The sequence below is a fragment of the Sphingomonas parapaucimobilis NBRC 15100 genome, from assembly GCF_000787715.1.
Lineage (GTDB): Bacteria > Pseudomonadota > Alphaproteobacteria > Sphingomonadales > Sphingomonadaceae > Sphingomonas > Sphingomonas parapaucimobilis.
This window is the reverse complement of sequence record NZ_BBPI01000065.1, coordinates 26,009-38,310: the sequence shown is the minus strand read 5'-3', so window position 1 is coordinate 38,310 and position 12,302 is coordinate 26,009. Positions and strand designations below refer to the sequence as shown.

General features: G+C 67.6%; 6 protein-coding genes. All 6 read right to left on the bottom strand.

Annotated elements, in window-relative coordinates:
* Window positions 1–40 precede the first annotated feature (40 nt).
* The 6 genes from SP5_RS11235 to SP5_RS11210 all read right to left on the bottom strand — a co-directional run bounded on the left by SP5_RS11235 (window position 41) and on the right by SP5_RS11210 (window position 12,263).
* Entirely contained in the window at window positions 41–2,479 is a 2,439-nt protein-coding gene (locus SP5_RS11235) for an alpha-L-rhamnosidase-related protein (RefSeq protein ID WP_042488511.1), read from the bottom strand.
* Window positions 2,476–5,355, bottom strand: coding sequence for a glycosyl hydrolase (locus SP5_RS11230; protein WP_042488508.1), 2,880 nt, complete (start codon window positions 5,353–5,355; stop codon window positions 2,476–2,478). The genes SP5_RS11235 and SP5_RS11230 overlap by 4 nt, the downstream gene beginning before the upstream one ends.
* Before the next feature lie 52 nt (window positions 5,356–5,407).
* Window positions 5,408–7,618 (bottom strand): beta-glucosidase family protein, encoded by a 2,211-nt coding sequence (locus tag SP5_RS11225; RefSeq protein WP_042488506.1) that lies wholly within the window; start codon window positions 7,616–7,618, stop codon window positions 5,408–5,410.
* A complete protein-coding gene (locus SP5_RS11220) occupies window positions 7,618–9,966 on the bottom strand; it encodes a TonB-dependent receptor (RefSeq protein WP_042488502.1) in 2,349 nt (782 codons plus the stop codon). Before SP5_RS11220 ends, SP5_RS11225 begins: the two co-directional genes overlap by 1 nt.
* A 162-nt stretch (window positions 9,967–10,128) precedes the next feature.
* A complete protein-coding gene (locus tag SP5_RS11215; protein WP_042488500.1) occupies window positions 10,129–11,343 on the bottom strand; it encodes a sugar MFS transporter in 1,215 nt (404 codons plus the stop codon).
* Complete coding sequence (locus tag SP5_RS11210) at window positions 11,340–12,263, bottom strand: amidohydrolase family protein (RefSeq protein ID WP_042488498.1); 924 nt, start codon at window positions 12,261–12,263, stop codon at window positions 11,340–11,342. The genes SP5_RS11215 and SP5_RS11210 overlap by 4 nt, the downstream gene beginning before the upstream one ends.
* Window positions 12,264–12,302: the final 39 nt, after the last annotated feature.

The following is a 12,302-nucleotide window of genomic DNA, read 5'->3' as shown; positions in this document are numbered from 1 at the left end:
TGAAGGGGAGGGGCTCACTTCACAGTCGGTCCGGAAACCCTCAGCGTAACGGCAGGCGCAGCCGCGTCGTGGTGCGGGTCAGCGGATAACGCTGGCCCGCCCATTCGAAGACCCCCGGCAGGCTCGCCGGACGCGTGATGTCCGCCGACAGGCGTCCCCCCGCGATCCGGTAGCGCACCGTCACCGGCCCCGCCGGAGTCGCCGCAGTGGCGTCGAGCTGCTTCAGCGTCCCCAGCGCCGGTGCCACCCGGACCGAGGCATAGCCCGGCGATCCCGGCCCGATCCCCGCCACGATGCCGAGCAGGTCGGCGGTCGGATGCGCGCTCCACGCATGGCTGTCCGAGCGCGTGTCGCCGCGCTCCTCGGGCCAGGTCGTGTAGTTGAGCTTGAGCAGCTCGCGCCACGTGTCGAGCAGCGCCAGATAGCGATCGCCCTGCCCGGCATGGACGAACGCCTGCGCCAGATACCAGGCGAAATAATAGCTGGTGGTGAACATGCCCTCGGGCGCATCGATACCCTTGCCGGGTGCGACGATGCGGTCGAGGATGCCGCGTGCCTCCTGCGGGGTCGCGACATCGTACAGGATCGCCAGCGCGTTCATATGCTGGCTGAAGACCGTGCCGTCGGGATTGTCGGCGAACAGCCCGCGCGGCCCCACCCAGCAGCGCTGGCGGATCGCCGCCTTCACCCGGTCCGCCAGCGCGGCATAGTCGGCGGCATGGGCGGCATCCCCCGCCACCGCCTCGATCTGTGCGCCCTGCTGCAACGCGCCGAGCCACGTCACGCTCATCAGGCAGCTTTCGCCATTCGCGTCATAGGACGGGAAGCGGGTCCGGTCGGTCGCGGGCTGCCCGACCCAGTCGATGAAGTTCCACTGCGGATTCTTGCCCAACAGGCCGTCGGGTTTCTGCCACGGCTTGTACCAGTCGAGCACGCGGCGCATCCGCGCGACGTTGCGGCGCAGGACGGCCGTGTCGGGCTGGTGCATCCGCCAGTCGTCGAGCATCCCCACCCACAACAGCGAGAAAGGCGCGATGACATTGGGCACCCGCTGGGGATAGGCGCCGTCCATCAGGCCGTTCTCGACATCCGAACTCGCGAAGATATCGATCGCCTGCTCGGCCAGGCGCGGATCGCCGCCGACCGCATAGGAGATCAGCGCCTGCAACCGGGTGTCGCCGGCATATTGCAGCTGTTCCCAATAGGCGGTGTCCATATAGGTTTCGTGCGCATCGACACGTGCCGTCCGCCAGCCGATGTCGAAGATCCGCCTGAGCGTCGGATCGTCGGCGGCGAAGCGCCCGACCTGCTGGAAGGGATAGCCCGTCTCGAACGCCCGCATGTCCTTCAGCACCAGCGGCTGGTCCTTCGTCTCGACCGCGATCTCGGCGAAGCGCCAGGTCCGCCACCAGAGCGGCGCGAAGGTGCGGGGCTGGCCGTCCGCCAGGAAGGTATCGTGGATGCCGAACACTTGCCGGTCGCCGACCAGCGCACGGTCGCCCTTCTTGCGCTTGGCGTCGTACAGCGCCTCGGACCAGGTGACGGTGATGCTGGCCCCCGCCCCGCCCGCCACGTCGAGTTCGGGATAGGCCGACACCATGGCGTCGCGCTGGATCAGCAGGCGGACCTTGCTGTTGGCGGGAATGGTGACGGCGCGCGTCGGAAACGCCTGGCCGCCCGCCAGATCGGTGCGGACGACCTTGCCCGGAACGGTCGGCGCATAGCTTTGCGGCGGCAGGCGATCCTCGACCAGCGTCCGCTGCGCCGCATCGGGTGCGGCGACCGCATCCTGCCAGCCCGCCCCGCGCTCGGTCGCGCCGGTCCAGTCGAAATCGGCCTTGGCGGCGTCGATCGTCTCGGGCTGTCCGGCGACATAATACCAGCCGCCCTTGATGACCTGTCGCCAGCCATTCTCGAAGAGGTGCCCGGCATCGCGGTTGACCCGCCATCCCGGCCGATCGGTCGAAATCGCGGCGGCCGCATCGTCGCCGACCAGGCGGAAGCCGGTCGCGACCGATTGCTGGAAGGATGGTGCGGTCTGGGTGAACAGCGCCGCGCCCTCGGCATTGCGGCGCTGCTGCGCGGTCGGGTTGGGCGGCAACTTCATCGGCTTCACGCCGTTCCACACGACGGCGGCGATGACGTTGCGCCCATTCGTCAGATAGGGTGCCAGGTCGATCGCCTCTTGCCGCCAGTGCGCCACATCCCCCGTCGACGGCCCCGCCGCCACGCGGCGACCGTTGACGTATAGGATGAAGCGATTGTCGGCGGTGACGCGGACCGGAAAACGGCCCGGATGGCCCGACAGGTCGATCGTGCGGCGGAAGTGCAGCACGACGGGGTTCGCCGTGGCGGGCGCATCCGGATGACTGATCCAGCCCCCCGCACCGTCGTTCTTCGCACCGTCCTGCGCCACGCAGGGATGGGCGAGACACAGGGTCGAGGCGATCAGCGCCTGCAACAGGGACTTGCGGGTCATCGTTCGATCTCCAGGGTGACGGGGCCGGTCAGCCCGGCGGCCACCGGCTTCAGATTCTTGTATCCGCCCGCATTGGGGTCGATCATCGCGTTCTGCGGCGTGTTCGCCACCATGATGGTCAGGTCATTGTCCCCGACGCGCACCGCCCGGGTGATGTCGACGCGGAACGGCGCGGAGATGACGGGTTGCAACGGGCGCCCGTTGACGCTGACCGTCGCCATGTCGTGAACCGCTCCAAGGTCGAGCAGCACGCGCTGCCCCGGCTTGAGCCAGTTCGCCTCGATACGGATCAAGCGGCGATAGGTGCCGCTACCCGCAAAGCGCGCCAGTTGCGGGACGGCACGCCAGTCGCCCAGGGCCATGGTGCCCAAGGATGCGCCATAGGGTTCGCGCCCGCTATGCCCCGCCACCGACAGGGTCCAACCATCGACGGGCAGCGCATGGCGTTCGATAACGGACCGTGCGGGCACCGTCCGTGGACGCGTCGCGGGATCGCTGACCAGAAGCGCGCTTTCCCCAGCGGCCAGCGTCAGGGCGATCCGCGTACCGCCGCGCTCCGCTCTGCCATCGACCGGCGTCACACTGGCGTCCATCGCATTCCAGCGCGTCACGCCCGCCGCGACCGGCAGCACCATCCCGGCATCGCGCGGGGCATCGGCCAGATTGTGGACGAAGGTCACGAGCCGCTTGCCGACCCTGCGCTGGACATAGACCAGTTCGGACGGATCGCCGCCGGTCCATTGCAGGTTCGCCGGGATGCCCCGCGCGCGCAGCGTCGGCACGAGCTGGTCGAGCGGCACGACGCGCGCGCCGGCCGCCCGAGCCGCCGCCATCGCCTTCACCACGCGGGCGTCGCGCGCGGCGGCATCGTGCAGCCCCTCGTCGCGCGACGGCAGCTTGTCCGTGAAGATCACCGGCAACCCCGCCTTGGCGAAGCCCGCGATCCGCTCGGCGGTTTCGGCACGGATGCCGTCCAGCGGCGGCAAGACCAGAACCGGGTAGCGCGCGCCTCCCTTCGACACGAGCATAGACCCCTCGACCCGCGCGGATTCGATCGAATCCGGGTTGATCCGGTCGAAGTCATAGCCGCCGCCCAGGAACGCCTTTTCCGCCCGCTGCTTGCCCGCGCCCGCATCCTCGATCCCGACATAATAGCCGGTCTGGCCATAGAAATAGGCGACCGGCACCACCGGCCTACCCTGCTGGAGCACCGCCTGCGTCCGGGCGATATAGCGGGCGAGCGTCGGCACCCCGGCCCAGATGGGGTTGCTTTGGGTGAACATCGTGCTGAAGCCAAGACCGAAGGGGCTGGGCTGGAAAGCATGCCAGCCGGGCCATTTCGGATCGGACAGGCGATAGTCATGGCCATGCAGGATCAGGCTGTTGACCCCGCCCGCAAAAATCAGGTCGGCCCGCCGCCGCAATTCGTCCGGCGTGACGTCATAGGGGCGGTCCTTCCACACCAGGCTCTCGGCCGACACGATCGGATGGCCGTACAGGTCCGCGCCGGAGCGGGCGAAGCGCATGAAATAGGGATCGCCCTCATGCACCAGATCCTCGGTTTCCGGGATGTCGACGATGCCGTAACCGCGTACGATATCGATGGCCCCGCCATGCGCCTGGAACTTCGCCTTCAGCCCATGCGCATGGTTCCAGGCGACGAAGGGCTTGAGGAAACCGTCGAACATCAGGTCGGACACGGTGCGCCGGTAATCGGCGCGCACCCGGTCGGCGGTCGTGTCCTTTGCCTCGAAATAGGGCGGCGACCAATGTTCGCCCCAGGCCTGCATCCATCCCGGCTGCAGCGTGAAGGGCAGATACGGCGTCAGGTCATAGCCGCGCCGCTTGCGGAATTCGTCGAGGAACGTCCGCCCCCAGGGCAGGTCCTGCATCAGCTCCAGGCTGTCGACAAAGGTCGATCGGATGCCGACGGGGTTCTTGCCCAACGGATCGCCCACCCGCGCGGCGTGCGCGGCAAAGGCGTTCGGGTCCATATGGTCGAGGATCAGCTGCGGCCCCTGTCCCGCCGCGCCCAGCACACCGACGTTCGAGGCATAGCGCTTGAACACGAACACCTGCCAGGTGCCGGGCGGCGGCGTCCAGTCCAGCGTGCCGTCGGGCTTCAGCTTGTCGGTGAGGACCAGCGTGTCGGCGGTGGCCAGCGTGCCCGGCTTCACCACATCCTCCCACGGATAGAGGACGAACCCGGCGGTCGGCCCGGCGGGCTTCAGGTCGGGCGCGGTGCCGCGCATCGCCACCACCGCGACGATCCCCGCCTGCGCATCCATCCGCGCGGGCCAGTCGGCGACCTTGGGGTCCTTCACCCGCGCGTCGAACATCGACAGCGCCCCCAGCCGCTTGGTGCGCGTCGGGATCGCCACCCTGACCGGGCCGGTACCCTCGCCGCCGGTCACCTGGGTCCGCGCCATCGTCAGTTCGACGAACGCCTTTTCCGGCGTGATCGCAAAGCCGCCCCCCGACGGCCAGGCGGAGCCCAGCGTATAGTCCAGGTCCATCCCCCGCGCCCTGGCCGCCGCCGCCGCGACGCGGACATGCGCAAAGAAGGGCGGCTCGGCATAGTCGTTGACATGCGCCTTTTCCTCGGGCGACAGGTTCGCGAAATTGGGGCCGAGCGCCTGGATCTCCGCCCCGGCGAACCCCGCCTCGTCGAGCAGCGCGATCTCGCGTTGCAGTTCGGCATCCGTCACCGCACCGCCCGGCCACCACCAGCGGAAGCGCGGACGCGCCGCCTTGGGCGGGGTCGCGAAACGCTGTTCCAGCGATGGTTCGCCCTCGCGCGCGGCGACCGGCGCGGCGGTGCCGGACAGGGCGCTGGTCGCGATCAATGCGGCGATCAGGGTGCGACGGAGCGGCATGGTATGTCCTTTCAAATCCACGATACGCAGCCTGCTTCGGGTGGTCAGCCCCTCAGGGTTTCAGCGTCGTTCGGGTCAGTCTGGCCGTGCCCTTGAGCACCGGGTCGGTCGCGGAACGCGCCACTTCGATCGCCACCGTTTCGGACGGCACGATCCAGCGCTGCTGGCGCACGTCGAAGTCGGCGATGACGCGCGGGTCGACCGTGACCGATACGGCCCTCGTTTCGCCGGGCTGCAGCATCGGCTTGCTCCATCCCACAAGCCTCTTCGCCTTGCCCGGACGGGTCAGATAGACCTGCGGCACGTCCGCCCCGGCCCGCTGGCCGGTATTGGTGACGGTGAAGCGGATCGTGGGGCGCTGCCCGCCCGTCACCTTCAGTCCGTCATAGCGGAAGCTGGTATAGCTGAGGCCGTACCCGAAGGCGTAGAGCGGCGACGCGTTCCGCTTGGCGAACCAGCGATAGCCTGCATCGGATCCTTCCGGGAAATGAACGTCAAACGGCTTCGCACTGGCCATCAGGCCATAGGTCGCGCGCGTCGCCGCGTCGGCGGGTGCGGCATCGCCGCCGGGCAGGACCGGGTTGGGCAGTTGATCCACGCTGGCCGGGAAGGTCACAGGCAGGCGGCCCGACGGATTGACCGCGCCGGTCAGCACGCGCGCAATCGCCTCGCCGCCGCGCTGCCCCGGGAACCAGGCGGCGACGATGGCCGCGACGTCCTTCTGCCACGGCATCGCGACCGGATTGCCCGTTTCCAGCACCACGATCGTCTTCGGATTGGCCTTCGCCACCGCCGCGATCAGCGCGTTGCCGTTACCATCGAGCGAAAGGTCCTTCTGGTCGGCCGCCTCGGTCGACCATTTCTCGCCGAACACGATCGCCATATCCGCCGCCCGCGCCGCGTCCGCCGCCGCCGCCGGATCGCGGCCGTCGACGAAGGTGATCTGCGCATCGGGGCGCACTGCCTTCAGCGCGGCGAGCGGCGCGGTGCCGCCATAGCTGCGCTTGGAAAAGGAGGCGACACCCGCCCCGACCTGCCGTTCTTCCAGCGCAAAGCCGCCGACCGGGCGCACCTGGCTCGACCCGCCGCCCGACAGGGTGCCGATATCGGCATGGCCGCCAATCACCACGATGCGCCGCGCGGTCGCCGCCAGCGGCAGGACACCGGCCTCGTTCCGAAGCAGGACGATACCTTCCTCGGCCGCACGCTGGGCGACCAGGCCATGTGCGTCATAATCGATCGCAGCCCCCGCCGTGACCGGGCGGTCGACGATGCCGCTGGCAAACATGCTGCGCAGGATCCGCAGCGCGGCGGTATCGACCGCCTTTTGCGGGATACGCCCCTCCTCGACCGCCTTGACCATCAGGGTGGAGAACCACGGCTTGCCGTCGATCTGCTCGCCGGATTGCTGGTCGAGGCCATGCAGGATCGCCTCGCTGGAATGCACCGCGCCCCAGTCCGACATCACGAAGCCCGGGAAGCGCCAGTCGCGGCGCAGCACGTCGTTCAACAGGAACGGATTCTGGCAGGCGAAGTCGCCGTTCACGCGATTATAGGCGCACATCACCGAATGCGGCCGCCCCTTTTCCATACCGATCTGAAAGGCGAGCAGGTCGCTTTCGCGCATCGCCGCCTCGTCCATGACCACCGAATGGACGTTGCGCCCGGTTTCCAGGTCGTTGATCGCGAAATGCTTGATCGTACCGATGATGCCGTTGGACTGCACCCCGGCGATCTGCGCGCCAACCAGCGTCCCGGCGAGCAGCGGGTCCTCACCCAGATATTCGAAGTTCCGCCCGGCGCGCGGATCGCGGACCAGATTGACGCCGCCCACCAGCATGACGTTGAAACCCTTGGCGCGCGCCTCGCTGCCGATCATCGCGCCGCCCGTGCGCAGCAGCTCGGAGTTCCAGCTCGCCGCCTGCGCCATGCCCGACGGCATGGCGGTGGCGACGTCGCCCTTGCGCAGGTCGTTCAGGTTGGAGACGCCCAGGCTCGCGTCCGTCTCCGTCAGGTTGGGAATGCCGAGCCGCGGCACCCCGGTGATGACCCCTGCGCCGACGGGAACGCCCGCCAGCCGCTTGGCCGCCGGCAGCAGCGAGGGCATGGGGCCATGGAGAAGGCCGATCTTCTCCTCGGGCGTCATCTGCGCCAGCGTGCGCGCCGCACGTTGGTCGGGATTGCCAGCCTCCTGCGCTGCGATAGGCATCGCGGTGCCCGCCAGGAAGAGGGCGACGCCCGCAATAGCCTGCCGCCCCATCATCAGAACCCCACCCGGAAGTTGAGGCCGAATTCACGCGGCCTGACGGCGGTGCCGACGGAATAGCCGGTCGGGAACACGCTATAGTCCACCTGGGTCGACCCGCGCGTCGTCAGCACCGCGACATTGGCAAGGTTCTTGGCAAAGACCGAGAATTCATAGGCATCATTCGGCCCGCGCACGCCCAGGAAGACGCTGTTGTTCAGCAGGTCGCCATATTTGACGTTGATGAACGGGTCCTCGCGCTTGGGCACGTAATTGGCCAGGCCACGGACGAACAGCTCGCGATTGCCGCTGACCGGCACGCGATATTCGGCGTTGACGCTGACACCCCAGGGCGCCTGGTCGCTGAGGCGACCGTTGAGGCGGCAGAATGCGACGTTCTGGCCCACCGGCACGCGCTGCGCCCCGTTCGAGTCGGGAATGCCGTCGCCGTTGAAGTCGTTGCACGGCGCCTGCGCGTTCTTGAACTTGGCGTCGTTATAGGTCGCGCTCAGGCCAAGCTGGAGCTGTGTGCCGATCCGGGTCGACAGCGTCCCCTCGACGCCCCGAACCCGTGCGTCGCCATTGAAGGTGAAGGCCGCATTGTTGTCTACGACGCCGTCCTTGTTGGTCGACACCGCCAGATACGAATTGGTGTAGGCCAGGTAGTTCTTGAAGTCCTGCTGATAGACCGCCAGCGTGAACTGCACCTTGCGGTCGGCGAACGCGCCCTTCAGCCCGATCTCGTAATTGTTCGAGGTTTCGGCCTTCGTCACCAGCAGGCTTTCGTCCAGCTTCGCGGTCGTCGTGTTCAGGCTGCCCGGACGATAGGACCGGCCATAGGTGGCATAGGCCGTCAGGTCGCGGCTGAACTCATGTCGGAAGCTGGCGCCCCCGGTCAGCTGGCGGAAGGTCCGGTCGCGATTCGCCGGGCTGACGCCCGAACTGACGATCGGGTTCGGTCCGAGCAGCGCGCCGCTCAACGTCTGAACGAAGTCGGTGCGAACCTTCGACTTCTGCCAGCGCAACCCGACCTGCAGCTGATCCTTGCCGGTGACCTGGAAGCGGTGGTCGGTGAACAGGGCATAGGTGTCGACCTTGCTGGGCACCAGGACACCGACATCGAGCTTGGGCACGAACTGCGCCGGGGTGCCCGGTGGCACGAACTGGAACAGATACTGATCCTGCCCGACATTCGTGTTCGACGTGCTATGCTCGTAATAGCCGCCGAACAGGAAATTCCAGAACCGATTGCCCTGCGAGGTCAGGCGCAATTCCTGCGAGATCTGCTCGCTGTTCGTCTGGAACGACTGGTTCTGCGAGAAATTGGGAATGCTGCCGCCATAGGCGATGTCGTTGACGCGGCTCTGATCGATATTCTGATAGCCGCCGATATAGTTCAGCGCGACGCTACCCAGATCGAGCCCGGCCGCCAGGCTGACGATATGGCCCTCATAGCTGTAGCGCCCCGGCTTCGTCACCAGGGCCGAGCGATCGGCCGGCGTCAGGATCGGGTTCGTGGTCTGGCCCGGCAGCGTGAACAGCATCGGGCTCGTGAGCGTCCGGTTGTTCAGATACTGGTAGGTCAGGTCGAAATGCAGTTGCGAGGTCGGCTGGAAGGCGACGCTCAGGCGACCGCTTTCGGTCTTGTCGCTGTCCCGGTCGCCGGTGCGCAGGTTGCGGACGCCGGTGCCGATGTTCCGGTCGAACAGTCCCGCCGCGCGGACGGCGAGCACGCCCGGGATCAGGGGCACGCTGACCGCGCCCTGCGAATTGATCCCGGCCTGCGTCGTCAGCGTCTGCTGGAAATAGCCGTCGACCTCGTTCAGGTCGGCGCGGCGGGTCGCGATCGTGATGGCCCCCGACGGCGACGTGCGGCCGCGCAGCGTGCCCTGCGGCCCGCGCAGCACCTCGATCTGGCCGACATCGTACAGCGCACGGAACGCGCTGCTCGCGTCGAGCGGGGTCTCGTTGAAATAGATGTCGACGGTCGGCGACGTGCCCGAATTGGGGTCGAAGCCGACGCCGCGCAGGGTCACCGAATTGGTCGTCGGCTCCTTGGCGGTCAGGCTGAGCCCCGGGGCGAGCTGGTCGATTTCGGCAAAGCTGCGCAGGTTGAGCTTCTGGATGGTGTCGCCCTGCACGACGTCGACCGACTTGGGCACGTCCTGAAGGCGCTCGGCGCGCTTGTTGGCGGTGACGATGATGTCGCCGACGGCCTGTTCGCTCAATGCGGGATCGGCAGTCGTCGACGGCTCGATCGGCGTTTGCCCGGTGGTCGCGCCGGATTGGGCCAGCGCCGGTGCCGCAAAGGCAGCCATCAGGACCCAGGCCGACGTGGAAGCACAAAAGCGACGAAGCTTCATCATCCCCTCCTTATTTCATTTTATGGGATGAAGTCCTAATCAATGGACCAATCATGTCAATGTAATAGATCGATTCCGTACGATTACGTCGTAAGAATGTGGAAAGTGATGCTGAAATGCCACGCGAACAGGCGGCCCGCCGCCCTGTCCGCGCGGCTCTCGTCCCTATCGGATCCTGGCCCCCCGCCAGCCGTAGAGCGCCACGATCGCGAACGCGACGGCGGGCAGCAGGAAGGCGGCAGGCGTACCGTAATGCTCTCCGATCAATCCCATCGGATAGGGCAGCAGCACGCCGCCGCCGATCGCCATGACCATGAACGAAGCCCCCCGCTTGGCCGCGCTGCCCAGGTCGCGCACGCCCAGCGCGAAGATGGTCGGGAACATGGTCGACATGAAGAAGAACACGCCGATCATCGCGACCAGTGACACCCGGTCGATTCCGGCCGCTACGACGAGACACAGCACGACGTTGATCGCCCCGAAGGTCGTCAGGAGCGCGTGCGGGCTGACCCGCGCCAGCAGCGCGGTCGAGGCGAAGCGGCCCAGCATGTACGTCACCAGCGCCAGCGACAGCAGATAGGCGGCGACGCGCGGGGTCAGCCCGCCCCAGGTGGTGATCGCGACGTTGATGAACAGCGCGCCGATGCCGACCTGCGCGCCGATATAGATCGCCTGGGTCAGCACGCCATAGACGAAGTGCGGTCGCCGCAGCGTCGCCTTCGTGCCGGGTGCGTCATGCGCCTCCTCGGCGATCTCGGGCAGGGTCACGCGCGAGACGAACAGCGCGAAGACGATGATCGCGGCGCCGATCACGGCATAGATCAGCCGCACATTGTCATGCCCGCCGCTGGCCGATCCCCCCTCGGCGAAGAACAGCGTGCCGCCGATCAGCGGCCCGATAAAGGTGCCCAGGCCGTTGAACGACTGCGCCAGGTTCAGGCGACGCGACGCGCCCTCCGCAGGCCCCAGCACATTGACGTAGCTGTCCGCCGCGGTTTCCAGGCAGGCAAGGCCCGCCGCCAGGACGAACATCGATCCGACGAACGGCGCGAACTGGCCGATGGCCGCCGCCGGTATGAACAGCAGCGCCCCCAGCGCCGTCACCGCCAGCCCGATCAGGATACCGGCCTTGTAGCCCAGCCGCTGGAGCACCAGTCCGGCGGGCAGGCTGACGACCAGATAGGCCCCGAAATAGGCGATCTGCAGCCAGGTCGACTCGGCGGTGCCGACGTGCAGCGTGTCCTGGAAATGCTTGTTGAGGACATCCAGCAGGCCATAGGCCAGCCCCCAGATGAAGAAGAGGCTGATGGCGAGGGCGAGCGCGGTGCGCAGCACGCGCGGCGGCACATCCTCGGCCAGGACGATCTGGGGAGGCTTCATTGCACGTCTCCAAGGATGGCGGGGTCGATACGATAGAGGCGGCACGCATTGCCGCCCCAGACGGCGCGGCGCTCCGCCGGGGTGAGGTCGCCGATCGCATCGGCCAGGGCGCCCATCACGGCGTCATAGCGGCCGAACAGGCGGTCGGTAGGAAAGTCGCTGGCGGCCATGACGCGGGTCACGCCGAACAGGTCGATGGTCTCGGTGACGAACCGGCGCACCAGGGCTGCGTCCCAGTCGCGGCGGATGAAGCCGAACCCCGACAGCTTGACCGACACCTGCGGCAGGCGCGCCAGCGCCGTCATACCGCGACGCCAATCGGCAAGCCCATCGGGATCGGTCAGCACCGGCATGCCGAGATGGTTGACCATGACGGGCACCTCGGGATGGCGCTGGGCGATCCGCGCGACGGCGATCATCTGCGCGGGATAGCATTGCAGGTCGAAGGACAGGCCATGGTGCGCGAGGCGCCCGAACCCGGCCGCCCAGCGATCGGTGCGAGTCAGGTCCGCGGCGGTATAGCTGCGCTGCGCATCGGGATGCCAGTTGGCGATATGGCGGATGCCGCGCACCCGCCCATGTTCGGCGTGACGCGCGAGCAGCGTGTCGACCGCCGGATCGGACAGATCGGCAAAGGCGATAATCGCGTTGGGCAGCCCGGTTTCCACCGCCAGCCCTTCCAGCCACCGCGTCTCGGCCAGTGCGTCCTCGGGATGGGCTCCCGCATCGACATGCACCGCCCCGACGACGTTCCACCCCGCCGCCTCGGCCCGATAGTCCCCCGGCAGATAGGTCCGCGCGATGCTTTCGACCGATCCGTTGGGGCCGTCATCGGCAAAGGGCGGCTGGAGCCAAGGGTAACGGAGATGCGCCAGATCCCAGAAATGGACATGGGCATCGACGAACGGAACGTCGTGCATGATCCTCTCCTTCCGCCGCCCGGTATTCCGGGTCGCGCG